Source organism: Paenibacillus sp. YIM B09110 (assembly GCF_037167145.1).
Lineage (GTDB): Bacteria > Bacillota > Bacilli > Paenibacillales > Paenibacillaceae > Pristimantibacillus.
Genome location: NZ_JBANSP010000006.1, coordinates 89,534 through 113,287, shown reverse-complemented (window position 1 = coordinate 113,287; position 23,754 = coordinate 89,534). Strand labels below are relative to the sequence as shown.

Genomic DNA, 23,754 nt, shown 5'->3' with positions numbered 1-23,754 from the left:
CGTAGAAAAAAATGAGCCTTGGAGGGACTACTATGAATAAATATAAACCATCAGAAACCGTTCTATCTATCTTGGAAGACATCGCACCATCCTTGCTAGAGACGAAGGAAGCCCGTTCCATGCCGGCAGAGATCTATACCTCCGAGGAATTCTATCAATTCGAAAAAGAGGCAATCTACTACCGCGAATGGTTATGCGTAGGGCGCGTAGACCAAATTCCGAACGTGGGCGACTACTTTACCATTACGATTCAGGACGATCCGCTTATCGTCTCGCGCGGCAAGGACGGCGGCATCTATGTCATCTCCGCGGTGTGCCAGCATCGGGGTCATCTTGTCGCCGAGGGCAGCGGCAATTGCAAAAACTTCCGTTGTCCGCTGCACTGGTGGACCTACGATCAGACGGGAGAGCTGGTGTCGGCTCCGGAGATGATCCGCATCGAGCCTTTCGATATTTTGCGCCATGATCATAGCCTTCCGCAGTTGAAGACGGAAATATGGAACGGATTTATTTTCTGCAACTTTGATAAGGATGCTGCGCCGCTTGCGCCTACGCTTAAGAAGCTGGACGACGAGATGAAGAACTATAACGTAAACGACATGATTGCGATGCCGTTCGTAGATGTAGAGGATTGCAAGTGGAATTGGAAAATCATGATCGAAAGCTCGCTAGAGCCGTACCATACGACATATTTGCACAGCGGTCCGCATGACTTCGCGCCGGGCAAGCTTGCCGGATTCATCGACTTTGAGGACGGGGACGGACAAGTGATGCACCCAACGGGCTTCACGCATGAGGGCGCGGGCTTCTCGCCCGATCAGAAGGCGATCTTCCCGATCATTCCGACCTTGTCGGAGGAGCAGCGCAGCAAGATGACGATTGCTGCCGTGCCGCCTATGCTGACGCTTGGTTTGCTGCCAGATCAAATCTTCTGGAACATTATATTGCCGCAAGGACCGGGTCAGATTCTGTTCCGCGCAGGACTCTGTTATCCGAAGGAAACGACGCAGCTGCCTGACTTCGAAGAGCGCTACAAGCTGGCTAATGACAGCGTGATGGAGATCAATGAGCAGGATCTTGCCGCGAACGCGGCGATTCAGAAGGGGATGTACGCGAGACTTTCGAGCCGCGGCCGTTATGCGGCGCTGGAACGTACGTTGCCTCAGCTTAACCGCTGGCTGGCCAAGCGATACAACTCCTATTTGAAGGAACATAAAATTACGGTCAAAGGGCTTGAGCATGCATGAGCCTGATGTTGAATCTGGAGGTAATCGCTTCATGGATGAGGATGGATTCGCCTATGAGTCGGTGAAGATTCAGACGTTGGAAGGTGAGCTTCGTTATATCGTATCGGGAGACAAACGGGCGCAACCGATTGTGTTCCTGCATGGCATCACCGAGTACGCGAAGTCGTTCCTTCCCGTCATGAAGCTGATGCCGAAATCGTTTTATTGCGTAGCGGTCGACTTGCGGGGCAGAGGCGAATCGTTCAAGCCGGAAGAGGGTTACACGCTTCGCGATTACACGAATGATCTGCTTGCCGTTATGAACAGCTTGTCCGGCCATGCGCAGCGGCCCATTCTAGTCGGTCACTCGCTTAGCGGCCGGATAGCTGCGGCGTTCGCGGCGGAGCATCCGCAGCTGATTAGCGCGATGGTGCTGATCGATCCGCCGATCAGCGGTCCGGGCAGGCGGTCTTTCCCGCCGCCGCTGTCTCGGTTCACTGGGCCGAAGGAAGCGATTGAGGCCGGTGATATGGAGGCTTTCGCAGCCTTCTATGCGGATACGAAGATGAATGTGTCGCTAAAAGCGGAAGAGCTGCGCGCATGTGCGCTGCCGGCGATCGTGCAGTCGTACCGATCGATGAATGTCGAGCCGTTTCATTCGCATTATAGACGCATAACGACAAGGGCGCTGCTTCTTGCCGCGGAGCTGTCGCCGCTCATTACGAATGAGGAGCTGTATGAGCTGCGGCAGATGAATGCTTACGTGAAAGTGAAACGATTGCCCGGTATCGGTCATGAAATTTACAAGGAAGATCCGAAGCTGTTCGTGAGCGAGGTTCTCTACTTTCTAGATGTGTAAATGTATAGAGAATGAGAGGCGATAATAAATGTCGATTAAAGAGATTTGGCCGGAAGGCATGCCAAGGCCGGTTATTCCGTATAGCCCAGCTGTGAAAGCCGGCAACTGGCTGTTCATATCCGGGCAGTCCGCTTCGGACTTGACGAGCGGAATTGCGGAGGAGGCGCAGGTGCATCCATCCTTCCCGTATTACTCCGATCCTGTCGCCAAGCAAGCGGATTATGTGTATAAGCGAGTGAAGGATATCGTTGCGGCGGCTGGATATTTGCCGGAGCATATCGTTCGCGCGAATCAATGGTATGTAACGGATATGAAGCGTGAGGGTTACCGAATTGGCGATCTGACCGTCAACAATAAACGGTATGTCGAGAGCAAGAACCGCTATTTCACGATGCTTAGTCCGCCAAGTACGGGGATTGGCGTGCGTCAGCTGCTTGTTGAAGGGGCGCTGTTGGAGGTCGACTTTACAGCTCTGCTGCCCGAAGAGGGGCAAGTGCTGGAGAAGGTATCTGCGCCGGATGTCGCGAAGCCTGGACCCGGATTTGCCGAAGGCGTTAAGCTTGGCGATTGGGTGTTCCTATCGGGGGATATTCCAACCGATTGGCAAGGGAATTGGGGAGCGCCTGGGCAGGAAGGCGAGGTTACTTCGCTTGCGCCAGAGGCAAGGACGAATGGGCTGTTCTGGGGAGATCTGCCGATACGGAAGCAAGCCGAATATTTGATGGATAAGCTAAGCAAAGTAGCCAAGGCGGCAGGAACGAGCCTGGATATGGCGGTTAAGGCGCATGTGTTTCTGGCTGATCCGAATGACTTCGTTGGCTTTGAAGACGTATGGAGCAAGTATTTTCCGGACAAGTTCGAAGCGCCGTCGCGTACGATTGTGCCCCGTGTTGAGCTAGGGGCGAAGGGCTGCCGGGTGGAAGTTTCACTTGATCTGCTGCTGCCGGAAGCAAAGCATCTGCGCCAGCCAATTCGCGGCGGATGGACGCCGAAGAGTCATGAGTCCGCGGCGATGCGGGCTGACGACCTCATTTACATTAGCGGCTTAATGGCAACGGCGCCGAACGGCCTAGCGGCGGAAGCGTCGCTAACACCCGGTCTTCCATACTTCGGGCTCGCAGGCAAGAAACAGATGGCATTCATTATAGCCAAGGCGCGCAGCATCTGTGACGCAGCAGGCGTACCGCTAGAAAAGGCGGTTAAGGCGAATCTGTACTTCGCCGATTTGGGTATGTATGCCGGCGCGATGGAGGCTTGGTCCGAGCTGTTCGCCGGAGCGCATAAGCCGGCTGTTACTGTCGTAGAGGTTAACCGTGAACTATGGGTGCAAGGCTGCGGCATGATGGTAGATTTCGTTTTGTATGATCCGCAATAGAAAAGTTGCTTGATAATAGATTTGATCCCCGCTAGGGAGGTTACAGATATGATTAAGATAGGGATGCTTACACCGTCTTCCAATACGATACTAGAACCGATAACCTATCGGATCATTGCTGATACTCCGGACGTTTCCGTTCATTTCTCGCGGTTCGTCGTCAGAGAGATTGCGCTCTCTGACAAGGCGAACGACCAATTCCGCGATGAGCCGATGCTGGCTGCCGCTGCGTTGCTTGCCGATGCCGATGTCGACCTCATCGTCTGGAACGGCACTTCTGCAAGCTGGCTTGGCTTGGAGAAGGATCGCAAGCTATGCGCCATGATTGAAGCAGAGACGGGCATTCCGGCTACGACTTCGGCGCTTGCGATTATAGAAGCGTTCGAAGTACTGGGCGTTAAGAAGCTAGGACTCGTAACGCCTTATACGGCGGACGTTAGCGGCATGATTCGCAAGCAATACGGTGAGCTTGGATACGAATGTCTAGTTGAGCGTATGAGCGGCATATCCGTAAATAAGGACTTTGCTTACGTGCCGGAAACCGATATTCGCTTAATGATGGAAGCTGCTGCGGCTGTGGAGGGCGTTGAGGCGCTTGCGGTCGTCTGCACGAATTTTCATGCGGCTTCTATGGCTGCCCGGCTTGAGGAACAGTTCGGCGTGGCCGTCATCGATTCCGTCTCGGCTACCGTATGGCATAGCTTTCGCAAGCTAGACATTGGCGCTCAAGGAGTGCCGCTTGCGGCGAAATGGGGCAAGCTGTTTCTTTGCAGCTAACAATTAAAAACAAGCGTGCCGGGGGAAACAACTATGGACTACGACATTTGGGTTAGCGGATACACCGATCCATTCACTGGAGAGCTGCGTGATCTTGGCGTGAAGGACGGAATCATAACATATAATGGCCGTTTCTATGATGGCGTGAAGCATACGGTTCGTGCGAAGGAAACGGTAACTGCGGCGGGCAGGCTAGTGCTGCCGGGATTAGTGGAATCGCATATCCATTTGGATAAGGCTTTTCTGACGCAGCGAATGAGCCGCGAAGCGGACAGCTTAAGCGATGCCATTGGCATGACTGCGGCGCTTAAGAAAGATTACACGTTTGAAGACATTATGAGGCGGTCGGTTGCCGTCATCGAGCGAAGCATGCAGGCTGGTGTTACGCATCTGCGCTGTCAGGTTGAGGTTGATCCGATCATCGGTCTGCTGAGTATGGAGGCTGCGTTGCAGTTGAAGGAGCTTTATCGTTCTCTTATGACGATTCAACTTGTTGTCTTTCCGCAGGAGGGGATCTTCCAGCAGGAGGGGACTGAGGAACTGATGAGGCAAGCGGTCGCTATGGGCGCTGATGCGATAGGTGGCATTCCGTATAACGATACGGATGCGCGCGAGCATCTAGAATGGATATTTAAGCTGGCTGAGGAGACGGGTCTACCTGTTGATCTTCATGTTGATTTCTCAGATGATCCTTCCCATCGCACAATCGTCGATATTGCCGACTTGACGATAGCATACGGCTTGCAGGGAAGGGTGACAGTTGCGCACCTGACGTCGCTTGGCTCGATGGAGTCGGACGATGCGAGGGTAATTGCTTCTAAAATGGCGGCAGCGGGCATCCATGTCATAACGCTTCCTGCGACGGATCTCTACCTAAATGGCCGCGGCGATTCGTATAAACCGCGCAGAGGTCTTACTCCTGTTAGATTGCTGCTGGAGGAAGGGGTCAACGTGTGCTTCGGATCGAACAATATTCGCAATGCGTTCACGCCGTTCGGCAAAGGTGATCCGCTAGACATTGCGTTGCTGCTGGGACAGACGGCTTATATGGGGACGCGAGCAGATGCGGTTCTGCTGCTGGAGATGTGTACGACGCGGGCGGCGAGGGCGCTTAACCTCGAATATGGTGCGCTCGCTTGCGGCTCTGCCGCCGACTTCCTTCTGACAGGCGCAAGCGATATTTGCGATCTCATTTACGACCGGACGCCTGAGCGTATCGTTTGGAAAAATGGGCTTCGTACCGCCGAAACCGCACTAAACAAATTCGTCATTTCACCTGAACCGATCGTCAGGCGTGCTTAAGACACCTATCACTTCATGAGCGAGAAAGACGCAGAGATGCGTCTTTTTTGTTGTTAGCTCGCAAAAAAATTTCATGGACAACATCCAAAATTTATATAAAATGTTATTGATGAGGGACGACAAGCGTTGCGTGAGCGTGAGGCTCGCAAACGAAATAAGAGAAGAGGGTTTAGAGTGAAATTATCTATATTTTTATCGGTTGCGGCCTTTATTGTTGGACTGCCATTTCCGTATTTGGGGATTCTGTTCAAAATACCGTTATTACTCGCAGTTGTAGTCATGGATCTAGCGGCGGCATCGAGAGTGGAGGAGGGATGGCGAAAACATCTTGTCAGTTATGTTTTTGTTTCATCGCTTATCTTTAGTTACTTGTTTAAGTTTGTATTTGTTAATGAATAGAAGTGTTAATGAATAGAAGTGTTGATGAAGAAGCGCGGATTATCGTCCTGTGCTTCTTTTTATTTTGAGGAACGGAGAGCGAAAACGCACTTACAGCACCTCTGTCAAACAGGGACTCCGAAATATTGCGTTTCATTTTCTGCTCTTAATTGTGTATATTAAGTTTCAAAACAATTAAGAGGGACTAAAGCTATCACCTGGATTTCTAACGCTGGCATTGAACGGAGATTGGAGTGTGTCGATTGAATAGGTTCGTTTTTATGAATAAGTTTAACGCGATGAATACGCTGCGCAATCAGATTTTTCTCGGATTCATGGTCGTTATGGTTATCGTTCTCGCTTCTGTCGGCTTGTTTACGTATGATCAGGTGTCGGTCCTGCTCCGCAACAATGCCGAGAAGCATATCCAGCAGACGGCTGTGCAAGCATCCGGCAAGCTGGATGCGCTGCTGATGCAGATTGACACGTTGACTGCGCAGGTAGCGACGAACGCGACGATTCAACGCTTGCTGACACAAGAGGTTGAAGGCCGGAAAATCAGCTTCGAGGAGCGACAATTGCTGCAGCAGGAGGTGCGCAAGTATACGCCTTATGCGACTGGCATTCAATCGTTAGAGCTGTTCACAACAGACTATCGGATGCTGTTGCCGCTTACGGACATGAGCCTGGACAGCCGAGTGTCGGAGGAGTGGATTGGGCTTGCCGACGAGGGCAAGGGGAGGCTTGTATGGTACGGTTTGGATCCGCGATACCCGAATGTCGTTATTGGGATCCGGCATGTCCGGCTGATTGACAAGTCCTTTTCCCATGCGGGGTATTTGATGGTCCATATGGACAAAAGCTACTTCGAGCTGACGGATTCGGAGCAGGAAGGGGATAACGATGCACGCGAATCGATGGGACTTGTAGATGCTGCAGGTCAAGTCATCGCATCCGATTTCTCGAAGGAGCTCGATATCAGCTCGATGATCGAGCAAGGTGAAGAAACGGTGCAAATCGATGAAGAGGAATACATCGCGGTGCAGAAGAAGTCGGAGGAAACGAACTGGCGGATCATTATCTTAACGCCCGTACGGTATGCAACGGAAGGCATATCGATCTTGCGTACTGCCATTATTGTGTCCGTTATGGTCGGCGGACTGCTGTTCCTTATTTTCACCTTTATTTTATCGACGATGATTACCCGGCCTATTCTAAATCTCATCAAAGCGATGCGCATTGCGAAACTTGGGACTTTGAAGCCGATCGACGTATCGACATCCTCTATGGAGATTAACGAGCTTAACAATACGTACAACCAGATGGTTGTTTCGCTGAATGAGTTAATAGAAGTCGTCTATCAGAAAGAAATCATTCAAAGCCGAACGGAGCTTAAGGCGCTGCAGGCGCAGATCAATCCCCACTTTTTGTTCAACACGTTGGAAGCGTTCTATTGGGCGCTTGATGAGAAAGGGGAAGAGGAGCTGTCGCAGGTTGTCGTGGCGATGTCGGGACTTTTCCGGTACGTAATCGCCCGTCCGGACGACGATGAATGGGTGACGATTAGCGATGAGCTGGATCATGCGGAACGTTATCTCAAAATAATGGATATGCGGCTTATCGACCGATTGTCTTGGCAGATCGTTGCAAGCGATTCTTGTCGCAGGACGCCAATTCCGAAGCTTCTTGTCCAACCGTTAGTGGAGAATGCTATTCTGCACGGAGTAGAGCAGCGAATCGGACCTGGAACTGTCGAGATTCAAGTGATGCCGTCCGTTCGCACGGGCTACACGCGAATCGAAGTAACCGATAACGGTCCGGGTATGGATACGGACAAGGTTCAGCAGTTGTACGCGTCCATGCAAAGCGGCATCAACCGCTCCGCTAAGGGGAACGGAGTCGGAATTGCGAACGTGGATCGAAGATTAAGGCTTTATTATGAATCGGATACGGAAGGTCTCGTCATTCGCAGTGAGAAAGGCCGCGGGACGACGATTGCTTTTGATATACCGAATGAATATGGGAGTGAGAGCTAATATGAAAACGATATTAGTCGTAGATGACGAACCAAGAACAAGAGAAGGCATTCGCAAGTCGCTGGAAGCGTGGGCGGCAGGACGATACAAAATCGTAACGGCGGCAAGCGGTGTTGAGGCGTTGGAGTGGCTAGGGGAAAATGAAGCGAATCTGCTCATAACGGATATTCGCATGCCCGAGATTGGCGGTCTTGATCTCGTGGAGAGAGTGAAGGGGATGGAGCGCCCGCCTGTCGTTATTATTATATCCGGTCATCCGGAGTTCGATTATGCGCAGAAAGCGCTGCAATTTGGTGTAGTGGAATATTTGTTGAAACCACTGGACAAAACTAAGCTGGTTCAAGCGGTAGAGCTGGCGCTGAAGCGGGAAGAAGACATACACCGGGTCGAACGAATGGAGCGGCTCGTGGATCCGAAGCTAATGGAGACGGTCCGTCAAGGCAAGCAATACGGCTCGCAGGTGCAAGAGGCTATACAGTTCCTTGACAATCATCTTCATGAGCCGATCTCCATGCGCGATATTGCGGACCATCTCCATATGAACGCCAGCTACTTCAGTGTGCTGTTCAAGGAGCAGACGGGACTTACGTTCAGCGAATATTTGACGCGCAAAAGGGTGCAGCGGGCGAAGGAGCTGCTGTCTGGAACGAGGCAGACGATTGCCGAAATTTCCGATCAGGTCGGCTACCAGACGGCTAAATATTTTGTGAAGGTGTTCCGCTCTATCGAAGGGATGAGTCCGGGACAATATCGTAAGAGTGTTGCATATACGGAAGAGACAATCCAATAAAAGTAGAACTTTTCCCAATTCACATAGCCTTACCACGTTGCAGCCGCGTTGCTACAATTATTTTGAAGCAATACGAACCAACCAAACATCAATAGAAAAGGGGTTGTAAACGTGTTCAAAAAGAAATGGTCTATCACGCTCATGACGACGCTTTGCCTGGCAATGGTAGCTGCAGGCTGCGGCAACAATGGTAATAACGGTGCTAACAACGAAGGTTCGACTAATGGGGGCTCTACTGAAAGCGATTCCAAGAAAGTGACAATCAACTTCATGCATCTATGGCCAGAGGGTGTATCTGCCGGTCAAAATAAAATCGTTAACCAAATTATCAACGACTATCAAGCTGAGCATAAGAACGTAACCATCAAGCAAGAAGTGCTGGATAACGAACAATATAAAAACAAATTGAAAGTGCTTTCAGCTTCCAACCAGCTTCCTGACGTAGGCGTAACATGGGCAGCCGGCTTCCTTCAGCCTTATGTTGAAGGCAACCTGTTCACACCGGTTGACGATGTGCTGGGCGGCGAGCTGAACGGTAAATTCGTAGCAGGTACGACAGAAGCTTATGCTATTGACGGCAAAACGTATGCGCTTCCACTAGAGTTCAATATTGCTCCAATCTACTACAACAAAGCAATCTTCGAGAAATACAAGCTTGAAGTTCCGCAAACGTATGATCAATTCAAGCAAGTGGTGAAGATGCTTAGTGACAACGGCGTGGCGCCGATCGCTCTAGGCAACAAAGATCGTTGGACGGGATCGCTGTGGTACATGTACATGGCTGACCGCTTCGCAGGTCAAGAAACATTGTCCAAGGCAATCAAAGGCGAGACATCGTTCGCAGACGAAAATCTTATGAAAGCGGCTACCGAGGTTCAATCGCTCGTTGACGGCAATGCTTTCGTGAAAGGCTTCAATGGACTATCGAACGAAGAGGCGAAATCCGAGTTCACGAACGAGAAAGCGGCTATGTATCTAATGGGGACATGGGAGCTTCCGAACTGGACGACAAACGCTGACATTCCGCAAGAATTCCGCGACAAGGTTGGATTCTTCAAGTTCCCTACTGTAGAAGGCGGCAAAGGCGACATCAATAGCTGGGTAGGCGGACCGGGCGTAGGTTTGTTCGTTGCAGAAAACTCCAAAGTGAAAGAAGAGTCCAAAGCTTTCGTTGAATACTTCGTAACGAAGTGGGGCGAGCAATCCGTAACCGGTGCAGGCGTTATTCCGGCTACGAAAGTAGACACATCGGCGCTTGAGCTTCCGCAGCTCTACATTGACTTGTTCAACGAAATGAATCAAGCAAGCAGCATTACTTTGTTCGCAGACGTTCAAATGCCGGCTAACGCAGCTGAAACTCATCTGAACATGATTCAGTCATTGTTCGGCAAAGCTGTAACGCCTGAGAAATTCGCGCAAGAGCATGACGCTGCCGTAAAGAAATAAGCGGTCGCGCAGACAGCAAGGAAACTTGAGGAGCTTAGCTTATCCGGCTGCTGCAGCCGGATAAGCGGCCTCTTGCGTTATGACCCAAGAGAGAGGAGTCGGCCGATTTGGATAAGGTAATGTCGAATAAAAAGATGATCGCACTGTACGTTCTGCCTTCCCTAATACTAATTTTGGCAATTGTATACATCCCAATCGTACTGACAGGTTATTACGGCCTTAACGAGTGGAACGGGATCGGAGCTATGAAGTTTATTGGGCTGGACAATTACAGCGCCCTCATTCAAGATAACAAGTTTTGGAGCAGTGCAGGGCATTCCCTGCTGTTAGCCGTGTTTTCTGGTCTCAGCCTTATTCTGTACTTAGTTGTTGCTATGGTATTATCCGCACGCCTCAAAGGGGCGAACCTGTTCCGTAAAATCTATTTGATTCCGATGCTTTTGTCTTCGGTTGCGATCGCGCAGCTGTGGCTCAAAATTTATCATCCTACGAACGGTATTATGAACAGCTTTCTAGAATCTATTGGGGTCGCTAATCCTCCCGCATGGCTGGCAGAGCCGTCGCTTGTATTGTTCGCTCTGTTCATCCCGATTCTATGGCAATATGCGGGCTTCTATATTCTGATTTATTATGCAGCGCTTAAGAACATCCCGACATCGCTGGAAGAAGCGGCGAAGATCGATGGCGCGAATGCGTTCCAAATTGCTTACAAAATCAAGCTTCCGCTCGCCATGGAAGTCATTAAAGTGACGATCGTGCTATCCGTAGTCGGCTCGCTGAAGTATTTCGATCTGATCTACGTCATGACGGACGGCGGACCGAACGGTTCAAGCGAAGTTATGGCATCCTACATGTATCACGAAGCATTCCGTGCCTATGACTTTGGCTACGGCAGCGCAGTAGGATTCTTCTTGCTCGTTATTTGCTTAATTGCTACATGGATCATCCGCAAGCTGACCGTTACGAAAGATACGATTCAATATTCATAAGTAAGGAGGAAGCCTCATGACGAGCACAACCGCTGGACAACTTGGCGGCGTATCGAAGGAAAAGGGTTCAAGCTTCGCGCTTAAGCTCGGATACGCGCTGTTATATATGGTGTTGATTGTCGTTGCCGCATTGCAGCTGTTTCCGCTAGTATGGCTGCTGTTTTTCTCACTAAAGAGCAATCAGGAAGTGTTCAATCTTCCTCCGCTGTCGCTGCCGACGAACCCTCGCTGGGAAAATTACAGCAAGGTGTGGAGCGCGGGCAATATCGATACTTATTTCTTGAACAGCGTTTGGATTACGGTTGTAGCTACTGCGCTTACTGTCGTGCTCGGCAGTCTCGTGACCTATGCCATTACAAGAATGAAATGGAAGGGCAGCTCGCTTGTCCTCGGCCTATTCATGGTTGCGATGATGATCCCTGTTCATTCGACGCTTATCCCGCTGTTCAGCATGTTCAATAAGGCGGGCCTGATCGATCATCCGCTATCGCTCATTCTGACGTATGTCGCATTCAATATGCCGATTACGATCATGATCTTGCTCGGGTTCTACTATGCACTGCCGCGCGAGGTTGAAGAGGCGGCCGTCATTGACGGATGTTCGGTCAACCGGATGTTCTTCCAGATCGTATTGCCGATGACAGGCTCGGTTATTGCAACGACGTCAATTATTAATATGATTTACAACTGGAACGAGTTTATTTTCGTTAATACGTTCATTAGCTCGGATTCCTACAAGACGCTTACAGTCGGCGTACAGAACTTTATCGGCCAATACACAACCGATTGGGGCGCGATTGGCGCTACGCTGATGATTAGTATTTTGCCGATTCTGATCGCATTCCTGTTCCTTAGCGACCGCATCGTTGAAGGTATGGCTGCCGGTTCGGTTAAGGGGTAAGTAAGTGAAAAACAAGGATATGGATAACCTGGTTGTCTTCCAATAGGGAGGGCGGCCGGGTTATTTTTTTGCGGACAGTAGTGACCTTAATAGTAGATTATTCCGCCAATCTTCATTCTTACGGACACACCGGACTCTATCGGCAGCATACTGTATTGGTTTGTCTGGAAAAGGAGTCATTAAGGTCCCCTCGGTCCGCAGCTTCGTGAAATGATGAATGTTTTGTGTTTAAGCGTCCTTCGTGTCCGTAACTTGGGCTTTTTTTAATTGTTAGTTAAGGAAATGAAAGGAAATTACATATTTAGCGCGAATAATGGTTAACAGGATAAATGAATGTACTGGGGGATGAAGAGGGATGAATGATTTAGAAAATGGGGATGTCGGAAGGCAATCTGGCGAACTGAAGCCGTTACCGCTAGGCGTTAAAGGTTTGGCTGGGTGGCTTGTTTTGGTGCAAATCGGACTGTATTTAACGATGATCACGCTGCTTGTTCAAATTTTTCGCGTCAACTTGCCGGCGTTTGAACCAGATACCTGGGGAGTGTTGACCTCGAAGGACTCTGAGCTCTATCACGCTCTTTGGAGGCCGATTATCGTGTTCGAAGGCGCATACAATATTGCGTTTTTGTTGTTCTGTATTTTTATATTGGTGATGTTCTATACCCGTAAATCCATATTGCCGAAGCTTATGATTATTTTCTATGGTGCCAGCCTTGCGGTCGGTATTATAGATACGATCCTTGTTTATCAAATTCCGCTTGCTAGAGAAATGGAGACGGGCAGTTCGTTTACCGATATTATTCGTTCAGCAATAACATGCGCGATCTGGATTCCCTACTTCCTTAAATCCGAGCGTGTGCAGAATACGTTTATTAAGTAATGAGACTTAGGAGGATGAAGATTTGTATTCAAACTATTTTATGAAATCAATGAAATTGACAATGTTATTTGTTTTATTGCTTACGTTCACAGTACTTCAACCTGCGTATGGTCAGGGAAACTCATCGAAGGCGATTGCGATATTTATCGACGGTAATCCGCTGCAGGTGAAGAAAGAAGCTTTTGTGGAAGGGGAAAGACTGTTTATTCCGTTGCGAGCTGTTTTTGAACAGATGGGATGGGGTGTTGAGTGGGAGGATAAGACGATTTCCCTTTCGTATCAGTCAAACGCAGCATCCTTCGGCATAGCGTTAGTTTTAGGAGATTTAATAGACGATGAGGACCAATTGCGCATAATCAAGGGATCAACCTTTCTAGAATCAGGATTCTTTATTCGAATGACCGATGCCGCTGTTGTATGGAATGCAGCCACCAATCAACTGCATATTACATCTGGCAATCCGGAGAATGGCGTATGGGGCGAATTGCAGGGAGGAGAGGAAGTGCCGGAGGACGTGGAGCGCGAGCTCTCCGAGGAGGAAAGCATCGCGGTAAACTTCGGAAAGTATGAGGTTCCTCCGACGCTGAAGGCATTGATAGACGTGGAAGCGGAGCTTGCCAAAGAAGGCTATGAGCTTTGGAATGTGTTAGGGTTTTATCCTTCGCTTGGACATAGCGGGTATTTTAATTCGCCTGTCGATGTGGTTACGTTCGGCTGGACGGGGGGCGACGGTGAACATTTCGGATTTTTGACTGACTTCGGGTCGGCAGTGAATTTGGAAGAGGCGCCGATTGTGATGGTGTCGCCAATGAATTTCGATCAGCCTGCTGTAGTTGTAGCCAATAACATTCGTGAGTTTATGCGTATTGTGATGAAAGACCCCTCCCTTCTCTTCATGGGCTATGAGGATGAACAGGCTTATCTGCAAAGCGAACGTGAAATGTGGGAGGAGTTGGAGCGTGAGTACGGTATCGAGGAGACGGAGGCGGATCGGTTGGAGAAGCGGGCGGTTGTTCAAAAGCTAGAGCAAACGCTAAAGCCGCCGATCATCGACGACGTTTATCGCTACTCCGAGAACGTCGCGTTAGAACGGGAGAAGTCGATAGTCGTTCCGACGTTGGACAAGCTTGGTGTGACGAATGTTGTTCGTTCCGATGCAGGAAAGCTTCATCCTCCTTTAACGGTCGATGAAGAGATGGAAGCGAGTGATTTGACAGGTCTGCTAGACCGCGCAACTTATTCGCAAAAACTAGCTTTGATCCGGGATGTTAACTTGAGTCCAATCGACTATGGCGATGAATTTATGGAAACATTGACGGACGCAATGATGAATATGGGATTGCAGGATGAGGTTGCAAGATTCCAAGCGATGTATTCTTTTTATTATTAACTGGTATGAAATAGTCGGTGGACCTCGCGAGAGCACGATGCAGGCGGAGACGAGCATTGTGCAAACGGAACAAAGCGCTTCGCAGAAATTCGATCTTTCGAAACCTTGGAATTTCTTCGATCAGACGCCTACGCTTAACTTGAGCGGCACGAAGGAAGAGTAATAGTAAGAGCAGCAGGGAGGGGTTCTCTCTGCTGCTTTCTTTGTTTGGCAAGTGCAACGGCTTCGGCACGATTTTCTTATTTCTCGTTCTATAGATTGCCACACCGATTTATTGACTTCATTCTAAATGAGTTAGATAATGATGGGATATAGTTACTCAACAATGAATGGAACGTGATGTGTAAAATGTTTGCGAATTTGAATGGAACACGCATCTATTTCGATATAGAAGGCTCTGGATATGTACCGCGCGGAGAGACGATGGTCAGAAGACCGGTTCTGTTCGCCGTGCATGGCGGTCCAGGCAGCGATCACTCCGATTTCAAGCCGTGGCTGACGCCGCTGGCTGATCATATGCAAATCGTTTATTTGGACCAACGCTGCAACGGGCAATCGGAGCGGGTTGATCCGGCGACTTGTACGCTGGAGCAGCTTGCGGACGATATTGAAGCGCTGCGCGAATACTTGGGCTTCGAACGTATTTCTCTGCTCGGGCACTCCTTCGGCGGAATGGTGGCGCAAGTCTATGCAACTCGCTACCCGCAATCGCTGGACAAGCTGCTGCTTATTTGCACAGCGCCGAGCAAGGAGTTCTACCCTGCAGCGCTCGACTTTGCAAGCCGCGTAGCTACGCCGGAGCAGTTGCGCACGATACCGGAATTGTTCGAGGGACGCATCGAGAACGACGATCATCTCATTCGTTGGTGGGACGTATGCTACCCGCTTTACTTCCACGTCATGGACGAGGACGTCATGAGGGAGACGGGCAGCCGTCCGATCGGTTCGCTGGATGTAGCGAACTATACGTTCAAGCATTTCATCCCGCAATACGATGTGCGCGGTAAGCTGCCGTCTCTGCAAGTACCTACATTAATAGTAGCGGCACGTTACGACTGGATTACGCCAGTCTCGCAAGGAGAAGAAATGCATCGCTTAATCCCGGGCTCGGAGCTCGCGTTATTCGAGAAGAGCGGTCATATGCCGTTCATTGAGGAACATGGCGCTTTCATCGAACGGCTAACGACGTTTCTTTTCCCGGAGGGCGTGAAATAATGAAGCAATTCGAAGAATGGAGAGCGGAGCGCAATCGTTCGGTTGCCGATTACCAAGGTGATCTGGCGTTAATCGCGATGCATTCGATAACTTCAGAGACTCGCGTGGAGGGGCTGCCTGGCTTATGGCAGCCTACTTCGCCAGACAAGTCGGGTCTGACGCTTACGGCTTCGGCTGAAGAAGCTGTTATGGTTGACGGCAAGCTGCTTGACGGCACGGTTTCGCTTATTGCGGATCAATCGGTTGTCTGCTTCTCTAGCAGAATGACAGCCGTGGCGACCGAGCAACCCGGCTCCAACCATCTGCTGGCGATCTACGATGCCGAATCAGAGGGCGTTCGCAGCTTTGATCACATATCGAGCTTCGCGTATGATCCGACATGGGTAATCGAGGGGGAGCTGGTCGTAGGCGATGAAGGGCGTACGGTAAGCTTTTCGCATAATGCGGATGAAGCGGGCTTCGCAAGACAGCATCAATCGCCTGGAGACATTCGTTTCGAGCGAGACGGATCGAGCTATGTGCTAAGCCCATTCGTCTCTGGCCATTCGCTCATCGTCGTGTTCGGCGATAAGACGAACGGTCACGAGACATACGGCATGGGCCGCATGCTGCTCGTATCTGTCGATGCCGAAGGCAAGGTGAAGCTGGATTTTAATCGGGCTTTCCTGCCTCCTTGCGCATTCTCCTACTATTTTAATTGTCCAATGCCTCCAGCTAACAATCGTTTGCCCTTCGAAGTGAAAGCAGGCGAACAGCAAGTCATGCATCGAGATAATGGCTCTTAAGTGTAACTGACACTAGCTAAGTAGACCGATGGCTGCACGTGCCAGTTCGGTCTTCTTTTATTTGCATGCATGGAAACCGAAATAGAATAATGGAAATAAGCACATGCTATTTGTAAAAAGTGAAAGATTTAAATGAAATGGCAACTATTGCTCGTGTCGAATTATGTATAATTATATTGACAAAGCTCTTATATAATTTAATATTAAATAAAGCATATAAGAATAATGGGAATTAACTAAGGGGTGTAAGTATGAACAGCAAGAGGAAGAGCTCATTAACTAAAGTATTCGCAATATTATTAATTGCAGCATTAACGGTATTGTCCGCATGCAGCTCGAACGAGAACAATGGAGCTAACACCGGTGAACCGGCTGAGGGCGGCAAGAAAATGGTTAATATCGGTGTGACTTACGCTCCAAGCGGTATTAATCCGCTTGCACCGGTTGGACTTGTATCCACTTATGTGGCAAGCCTGTTGTTCCCGCCGCTTGTGGATCTGGACTCGGATTTGAAGTACAAGCCGATGCTTGCGGATTCCATTGAGACAACGGACAACAAGACGTTCACGATTAAGTTGAACGCTAACGCGAAATGGACGGATGGTACGCCGGTAACAGCTGACGACGTTATTTTCACGCTGAAGCTGATGAGCAATGTGAAAGTAGCTTCCAATTATGCGTATATGTTCGCGATCGTGGAAGGTCTTGACGAAGCCGGTTATTTGCCGGAAGGTCAGGCGGATATCTCGGGCGTGAAAAAAGTCGATGAGCACACGCTTACGATTACGACGAAAGCGCCAACGACGCTTAACATTTTCCAAGATACGATTGGCAAGAATTTGCTGACGCTGCCGCAAGCGGCGCTTAAAGATATTGCTCCCGAAGAAATCAACAAAAGCGATTTCATGCAGAAGCCGACTGTAACGAGCGGGCCGTTCAAGCTCGTAACCTACGATCGCGATCACCTCGTGCAGATGGAAGCGAACAAGGACTATTTCAAAGGGGCGCCGAAGCTGGAGCAGCTTAACTTTAAAGTATTGCAAGGCACAGCGGTATCCGCGCAACTGCAAAGCGGCGAGATTGATATGAACATCCCGTCTGCCGGCGTTATTCCGGTTGGCGATTATGAGAAGGTTAAGGGACTTTCGAATGTAACGGCGGTAGAAGGGTTGCCGCTAGCTACGCAGTTTATGTATATTAACGAAAAATCGGTACCGGACGCGAAGCAAAGACAAGCGATCTCGTATGCGATGAACCGCGAGCAGATCGTAGAGAAGCTGCTTAAGGGCGCAGGCGAAGTTGTCGACAACTACTTTACAAGCTTAAGTCCGTACCGCGACGAGAACGTGAAGCCTGTCGCTTACGATCCGGACAAAGCGAAGAGCTTGCTCCAGGAATCCGGCTGGGATTCCGGCAAGACGCTCACATTGTCCGTTCTGTCAGGCGACGCTACACTGGAGCAAGCATCGAATATTATCGCAGAGAACTTGAAGGCGGTTGGCGTTAATGTGAAGATTCAGATGTTGGATCTTGCTACGCTCATCGATAAGCTTGTGAAGATGGAATACGATCTTGGCATTCTGACGGTGTCGCTGACGCCGATCAACCCGTTGCCGGACGTTGCTTACTTCTTGAATGAAGGCAATCCGAACGGCTACAAGAACGAAGAGGTTGAAAGCATTCTTGCATCAATCGGCGCGGAAGTTGACGAAGCGAAGATTAAGGCTTCTTACAGCCAGCTGCAGCAAATACTGGCGCAAGACGTGCCAATGCCGTCCATCTATGCGACAAAGGCGCTTGGCGCCGTGAACAAGCGCGTAGTCGGCGCTGAACCGAAGGACTTCGGTATGTTCATTAACGTATACGAATGGGATGTTAAATAATTTATTATGTCTGGCAAGGTGGAACTTGGGATGGAGAGAGTGCTTGCCGTCAGCCATCTTCAGACGGCTTTCGACACGGAACAAGGAAAAATAATAAGCGTTGATGACGTAAGCTTCGAGCTGAGAGCCGGAGAAACCCTAGCTATTGTAGGGGAATCCGGCTGCGGCAAGAGCGTCACGGCACTCTCCATTATGCGGCTGCTCGGCAAGAGCAGCCGTATTGAGGATGGAGAGATTTTGCTTGAAGGGAAAGATATTCTGCAGCTTAACGAGCGCGAGATGCGCGGCATTCGCGGCAACCGGATATCGATGATTTTTCAAGAGCCGATGACTTCGCTGAACCCAGTCTTCACGATTGGATACCAATTGATGGAATCGATACAGCTTCACTTGTCGCTGGACAAGAAGCAGGCATACGCAAGCGCAGTGGAGATGCTCAAAAAGGTCGGCTTGCCTCGGCCGGAGCAAATCATGGATGAATACCCGTTCGCTTTGTCTGGAGGCATGCGTCAGCGAGTCATGATTGCGATGGCGCTGGCGTGCAAGCCGAAGGTGCTCATTGCAGACGAGCCGACAACGGCGCTGGACGTTACTGTTCAAGCGCAGATCATGCGGCTGATGAAGGAGCTATGCAAGGAATCGGGTACGGCTATTATTCTTATTACTCATGATCTTGGCGTCGTGGCAGAGATGGCCGATCGGGTGCTCGTGATGTATGCCGGCCAAGTCGTTGAAGAGACGGACGTATACTCGTTGTTCGAGAAGCCGATCCATCCGTATACGCAAGGGCTGCTCGGTTCGGTTGCTCGTCTGGATGCGGACGACGGCGAGCAATTAACGGCAATTCCAGGCGCAGTACCGGCTCGTTACCAAACGATGCCGGGCTGTCGATTCTACAATCGCTGTTATTTGGCGACGGATCATTGCGCCACGAATCTTCCGCCGCTTGAAGTGGCGGAAGAAGGACATTTGAAGCGTTGCTGGGAATCCGGCGCATCCGGTAATCGCATGAGGGAGGACGCTTATGAGTAATCCGCAAATGAATCATGAAAGCTCCTCTCCGTTGCTTACGCTGGATAACCTGAAGACGTATTATCCGATCCGTAAGGGATTGCTGGGCCGCGTCGTGAACAACGTGAAAGCGGTGGACGGCGTAAGTCTAAGCATCCAGCCAGGTGAGACACTGGGGCTTGTCGGCGAATCCGGCTGCGGCAAGTCGACTATCGGCAGATCGATTATTGGTTTGGAGAAGCCGACGGCGGGACGCATTTTGTTCGATGGGCGAGACATTGCAGGGTACTCCGCACATGAGATGATTAGCTTGCGGACACAGCTTCAGATTGTGTTCCAAGATCCGTATTCATCGCTCAATCCGCGTAAGTCTGTCGGCGAGCTGCTTGCCGAGCCTCTTCGCGTGCATCGTATTGTGCCGAGCAAAGACATTCCTGCGGAAGTGGACAGGCTGCTAGGAATCGTTGGATTGCCTGCGAGCAGCAAACATAAATTTCCGCATGAATTCTCGGGCGGCCAGAGACAGCGCATCGGTATTGCGAGGGCGCTGTCGCTCAGGCCGAAGCTGATCGTGTGCGACGAGCCGGTATCGGCGCTGGATGTGTCGATTCAAGCACAGGTGCTGAATTTGCTGAAAGAGCTTCAGAAGGAATTTAACCTAACCTATCTTTTCATCGCCCATGGCCTTGGCGCGGTTCGTTACATTAGCGACAGAATCGCGGTCATGTACTTGGGGAAAATTGTGGAGATTGGTCCGACGAAGGAGATCTTCCGCAATCCGAAGCATCCTTATACGAGGGCGCTTCTAGATGCGTATCCTGTGACCAATCCTCGGCTCAGGAACCGAATTAGAGTCGAGCTTCACGGCGATGTGCCAAGTCCGGTCAACCCTCCCGAGGGCTGCCGCTTCCATACGAGATGCCCGATCGCGCAAGCGGAATGCCGGCAGCAACAGCCGGAGCTGCTGGGCGAGAATGGTCACGCTTCGGCATGCTTCTTCTCGGATAAGCTTGTGTAGTACTCGCATGGTGCATGCCGAGCTACTTGGGAGCAAGGTTGAAGCAGGGATGGACTTTTTTCAAAAACAGGTTTGCTTAACGCTTAAGATTCGAGGTGCTTGGATTGTTTAACTACGTGATGCGCCGCCTGCTGACAGCCTTGCCCGTGCTGTTCGGAGTGACGGTCATTAACTTCATCATTATGAAGATGGCGCCGGGCAATCCCGTCGATATGCTCGTAAGTCCGAAGCTTCCTGCCGCAGCCTTAGAGGCGAAGCGGATAGAGCTCGGATTGGATGCGCCGGCCTATGTCCAATATTGGCATTGGCTCAAAAACCTTATTCTGCACGGCGATCTCGGTTATTCCATGATTACGTACGAGGCTGTCGGCAAAATGATATGGAGCTATATGGGGCCAACTGTCCTTCTAATGGGTACGGCGCTTATTCTCGGTGTCGCGATTGCGATTCCGCTAGGCGTGATAAGCGCATCGCGACAGTACACGAAGCTGGATTATTTGGCCTCTACCGCTTCCTTTCTAGGCATCTCGATTCCTAACTTTTTTCTTGGACTCGGACTTATTTATCTATTCTCGATTCAGCTCAAGCTGCTGCCTTCGGGCGGCATGACGACGATCGGCGGGAATGGCGGAACTTTGGACGTGCTGCTGCATCTCATTCTACCGGTTATCGTGCTAACGGCGAACGTCGCAGGGCGCAATATAAGGTACGTCCGCTCCAGTATGCTGGAGATTCTTGGTCAAGACTATTTGCGGACGGCCAGAGCGAAGGGCTTGAAGGAATTTCTTGTCGTTAATCGCCATGCCATGCGCAATGCCCTTATTCCGATCGTGACCGTACTAGGGATGGAAATTCCAATCCTGTTCGGGGGCGCAGTCGTTATTGAGCAAATTTTCTCGTGGCCGGGTATCGGGCAGCTAACGTTATCTTCCATTATGAGCCGGGACTATTCTACGATAATGGGGCTTAATCTGGTGGCGGCGGTCGTCGTTATAATGGCAAACCTGTTAACGGATGTGGTCTATGCCCTCGTCGATCCCCGAATCAAATACAGCTATCAGGGAGAGTCGGGCTCATGAATCTATTCAAACGATATTTTGGTTTTGGCAGGCGGATCGAGCCCGCAGTCGATCCGAGCTCGGTATGGACGGACGGAGAGGGCGGAGGCGGCAGTTCAAAGGGAATGTTCATCCGCCGCTTCAAGAAGCATAAGCTCGGTGTGGCCGGCGTCATCATCGTTTCGATTATGACGCTCTGCGCGATTTTAGCTCCGCTCATTACCGCTTACGATCCAACAACGGTGACCGATGCATTCGGTGAAGCGCCGTCGCTCAAGCATCCGCTTGGCACCGACCCCGTGGGCCGCGACGAGCTAAGCCGACTCATCTATGCGGCAAGGGTATCGCTATCCGTCGGGGTAGGGGCTATTCTGATCTCCGCGGTGATTGGCACGGTCCTAGGGCTAATCTCGGGTTATTTCGGCGGTTGGATCGATAATGTGATTATGCGGCTTACTGATATTTTCATGGCGTTTCCTTATATCATGCTCATACTTGTTGTTGCCAGCATTATAGGGCCGGGATTAACGAATATCATCCTTATACTTGGCTTTCTAGGCTGGCCGAGCGTGGCGAGGCTCGTGCGAGGCAATGTGCTCGCGATCAAGCAGTCCGACTATGTGAAAGCTGCCGTGGCGCTTGGCTTCCGAACGCCGAGAATCCTCTTCCGTCATATTCTTCCGAATACGGTAGCGCCGATCTTGATCTATGCAACGTCCGGCGTGGCGGGCGCTATTTTGGATGAAGCGGCGCTTAGCTTCCTTGGTCTTGGCGTACAGCCGCCAACCTCGAGCTGGGGCAATATGCTGTCGAGCGCCCAGTCGCTGACGGTGTTGACTTCGCAGCCTTGGCAGTGGGTGCCGGCAGGCGTCATGATTATTCTCAGCGTGCTGTCGATCAACTTCATCGGCGACGCCCTCCGTGACGCGCTCGATCCGAAGAACAATAAGTAAGACGGCAGAACGGCAGAGGCCGGCATTCCCGAGCGGGGAGTGCCGGCTTCATTTGGTTTGTCGGGGGAATCGCGATATGTCGAGTCGACTAACGGACACAGAAGGCTCTAATTGTGACTTTCTAGTCAAAATCTGATTCTTAGGGACACAGATGACGCTCAATGGCTATGTAGATCGCTTAAGTGGCAAAGTTCAGTTTGATAGGAGCAACTGAGTCCGCAATGGTTTCTAAAGCGAATGAAGCAGGGGGTTAAGGTCACTGGAGTCCGTAATGATCCAAGTATGATGCAACAGTCGCAGCACGAAAGAGATAACGAAAGAAGGAAGACCCAAGCGGGCCTTCCTTCTTTATTTCTCTTATTGTTTATTTCCCTTGACTAACCAGCCATTGCGCAAGCTCTTCCGTTTGGGCAACGACGGCAAGCGGGTCATAATACCAGGAACGCGCTTCAGGCCAAACGTAGAAATGTCCGTTCTTAATGGCAGGAAGCTTGCTCCAGATCGGGTCAGCTTGGAAGTCCTCGAGCGTACGCGTATTGGAGGTCATAATGACATAGTCCCCAGCGTACTGGTCGAGCAGCTCGGTCGATATTTCCGCCCACTGCTTTTCCATGATCTCATCCGCAACAGCGGCAGGGGGCTTGCGTCCCAAAGCCTGATAGACCGGCTGTCCGCCGCGACCGAAGTTGTCTCCGTATACCCACGTCGACTTGCCGCCGTCCTCCATGATGGCGAACGAAGCTTCAGCTGGAATAGCGGCATCGACTTTGGCTTTGGCTGCGGCTATCCGCCCGTCATACTTCTCGAGCCAAGCTTTGGCTTTATCTTCCACACCTAGCAATTCACCGAAATAGGTCAGCTCTTCATGCACGTTTTTGAGATCGCCGTAAGGAATAACGACTGTTGGTGCGATTTTGCTTAGTGCCGCGTAGCTATCGGGATTGCCGGTAATAATGAGATCGGGATCGAGAGTAATAATCTTTTCCGCGTTTTGTTGGCCGTATGCTCCCGTATCGGTAACGCCAGTCAGCGAGTCTTTAAAATAGTAGTTTTCCAATGTAAGTCCCGGAGCGCCCACTGGAATGACTTCCAAGGCAATCAAGCTGCCCAAATATTCCTCGGCCACAATCCGTTTGGGGTGAGTCGGTATTTCGATATCGCCATCTACCGTTTTGACGGTTTTGACAGATGGTTCTTCGGGTGCAACATCTTTTGGCGCATCTGTTTGGGCAGCCGGAGCGGTAGTCGCAGCATCGTTAGCCTTATTGTTGTTGCTTGCCCCGCAAGCGGAGACGACAAGCATCAATATGAGCAGCAGGGAAAAAGTAAAGAGCGTGTTGCGCTTGCCGTAGAGCGAGTTGTGAGTAGAAAACAATGTGTTATCCTCCTTGTGTATAACGATAATCATTATCAGTTACACTTTACAGCGTAACCGATCCTATGACTATGGCTTCAAATGATGTCCATTCATGCATATTTGTG

The 23,754-nt window shown here is 50.5% G+C and carries 21 protein-coding genes; 20 read left to right on the top strand and 1 reads right to left on the bottom strand.

All coding sequences use genetic code 11. From position 1 onward, the window contains the following. The first annotated feature begins 32 nt into the window (after positions 1–32). The 20 genes from V8F51_RS11390 to opp4C all read left to right on the top strand — a co-directional run bounded on the left by V8F51_RS11390 (position 33) and on the right by opp4C (position 22,272). Complete coding sequence (locus tag V8F51_RS11390; RefSeq protein WP_337100347.1) at positions 33–1,247, top strand: aromatic ring-hydroxylating oxygenase subunit alpha; 1,215 nt, start codon at positions 33–35, stop codon at positions 1,245–1,247. 31 nt (positions 1,248–1,278) lie between these two features. Continuing rightward, positions 1,279–2,085: an alpha/beta fold hydrolase gene (locus V8F51_RS11385; protein ID WP_337100346.1), complete on the top strand. Its 807-nt coding sequence runs from the start codon at positions 1,279–1,281 to the stop codon at positions 2,083–2,085. Positions 2,086–2,113: 28 nt separating this feature from the next. Further along, complete coding sequence (locus tag V8F51_RS11380) at positions 2,114–3,460, top strand: RidA family protein (RefSeq protein WP_337100344.1); 1,347 nt, start codon at positions 2,114–2,116, stop codon at positions 3,458–3,460. Between the two features lie 48 nt (positions 3,461–3,508). Beyond that, on the top strand, positions 3,509–4,237 hold the full coding sequence (locus V8F51_RS11375; RefSeq protein WP_337100343.1) for a maleate cis-trans isomerase family protein: 729 nt from the start codon (positions 3,509–3,511) through the stop codon (positions 4,235–4,237). A 33-nt stretch (positions 4,238–4,270) separates the two neighbouring features. Beyond that, a complete protein-coding gene (locus V8F51_RS11370) occupies positions 4,271–5,539 on the top strand; it encodes an amidohydrolase family protein (protein ID WP_337100342.1) in 1,269 nt (422 codons plus the stop codon). 659 nt (positions 5,540–6,198) lie between these two features. After that, positions 6,199–7,953, top strand: coding sequence for a cache domain-containing sensor histidine kinase (locus V8F51_RS11365; protein WP_337100341.1), 1,755 nt, complete (start codon positions 6,199–6,201; stop codon positions 7,951–7,953). Position 7,954: 1 nt separating this feature from the next. Beyond that, on the top strand, positions 7,955–8,743 hold the full coding sequence (locus V8F51_RS11360; RefSeq protein WP_337100340.1) for a response regulator transcription factor: 789 nt from the start codon (positions 7,955–7,957) through the stop codon (positions 8,741–8,743). A 111-nt stretch (positions 8,744–8,854) separates the two neighbouring features. Beyond that, entirely contained in the window at positions 8,855–10,189 is a 1,335-nt protein-coding gene (locus V8F51_RS11355; protein WP_337100339.1) for an extracellular solute-binding protein, read from the top strand. 107 nt (positions 10,190–10,296) lie between these two features. Next, positions 10,297–11,178 carry a carbohydrate ABC transporter permease gene (locus V8F51_RS11350; RefSeq protein ID WP_337100338.1) on the top strand — a complete coding sequence of 294 codons (882 nt, stop codon included), beginning with the start codon at positions 10,297–10,299 and terminating at the stop codon, positions 11,176–11,178. 16 nt (positions 11,179–11,194) lie between these two features. Continuing rightward, a complete protein-coding gene (locus V8F51_RS11345) occupies positions 11,195–12,079 on the top strand; it encodes a carbohydrate ABC transporter permease (RefSeq protein ID WP_337100337.1) in 885 nt (294 codons plus the stop codon). Between the two features lie 355 nt (positions 12,080–12,434). After that, positions 12,435–12,959, top strand: coding sequence for a DUF2569 domain-containing protein (locus tag V8F51_RS11340; protein ID WP_337100336.1), 525 nt, complete (start codon positions 12,435–12,437; stop codon positions 12,957–12,959). A 49-nt stretch (positions 12,960–13,008) separates the two neighbouring features. Beyond that, positions 13,009–14,349 carry a stalk domain-containing protein gene (locus tag V8F51_RS11335; RefSeq protein WP_337100334.1) on the top strand — a complete coding sequence of 447 codons (1,341 nt, stop codon included), beginning with the start codon at positions 13,009–13,011 and terminating at the stop codon, positions 14,347–14,349. After that, a complete protein-coding gene (locus V8F51_RS11330) occupies positions 14,306–14,512 on the top strand; it encodes a hypothetical protein (RefSeq protein WP_337100333.1) in 207 nt (68 codons plus the stop codon). Before V8F51_RS11335 ends, V8F51_RS11330 begins: the two co-directional genes overlap by 44 nt. A gap of 185 nt (positions 14,513–14,697) precedes the next feature. Continuing rightward, positions 14,698–15,564: an alpha/beta fold hydrolase gene (locus tag V8F51_RS11325; RefSeq protein ID WP_337100332.1), complete on the top strand. Its 867-nt coding sequence runs from the start codon at positions 14,698–14,700 to the stop codon at positions 15,562–15,564. Beyond that, on the top strand, positions 15,564–16,349 hold the full coding sequence (locus tag V8F51_RS11320; protein ID WP_337100331.1) for a DUF1684 domain-containing protein: 786 nt from the start codon (positions 15,564–15,566) through the stop codon (positions 16,347–16,349). The genes V8F51_RS11325 and V8F51_RS11320 overlap by 1 nt, the downstream gene beginning before the upstream one ends. A 251-nt stretch (positions 16,350–16,600) precedes the next feature. Continuing rightward, positions 16,601–18,232, top strand: coding sequence for an ABC transporter substrate-binding protein (locus tag V8F51_RS11315; RefSeq protein ID WP_337100330.1), 1,632 nt, complete (start codon positions 16,601–16,603; stop codon positions 18,230–18,232). A 30-nt stretch (positions 18,233–18,262) separates the two neighbouring features. After that, positions 18,263–19,264 (top strand): ABC transporter ATP-binding protein, encoded by a 1,002-nt coding sequence (locus tag V8F51_RS11310; RefSeq protein WP_337100329.1) that lies wholly within the window; start codon positions 18,263–18,265, stop codon positions 19,262–19,264. Beyond that, positions 19,257–20,261, top strand: coding sequence for an ABC transporter ATP-binding protein (locus tag V8F51_RS11305; RefSeq protein WP_337100328.1), 1,005 nt, complete (start codon positions 19,257–19,259; stop codon positions 20,259–20,261). Before V8F51_RS11310 ends, V8F51_RS11305 begins: the two co-directional genes overlap by 8 nt. 104 nt (positions 20,262–20,365) lie before the next feature. Further along, on the top strand, positions 20,366–21,340 hold the full coding sequence (locus tag V8F51_RS11300; RefSeq protein WP_337100534.1) for an ABC transporter permease: 975 nt from the start codon (positions 20,366–20,368) through the stop codon (positions 21,338–21,340). Further along, on the top strand, positions 21,337–22,272 hold the full coding sequence (opp4C, locus tag V8F51_RS11295) for an oligopeptide ABC transporter permease (protein WP_337100327.1): 936 nt from the start codon (positions 21,337–21,339) through the stop codon (positions 22,270–22,272). The genes V8F51_RS11300 and opp4C overlap by 4 nt, the downstream gene beginning before the upstream one ends. A gap of 364 nt (positions 22,273–22,636) precedes the next feature. Here opp4C and V8F51_RS11290 read toward each other — a convergent pair whose 3' ends face one another. Beyond that, positions 22,637–23,647, bottom strand: coding sequence for an ABC transporter substrate-binding protein (locus tag V8F51_RS11290; protein WP_337100326.1), 1,011 nt, complete (start codon positions 23,645–23,647; stop codon positions 22,637–22,639). Positions 23,648–23,754: the final 107 nt, after the last annotated feature.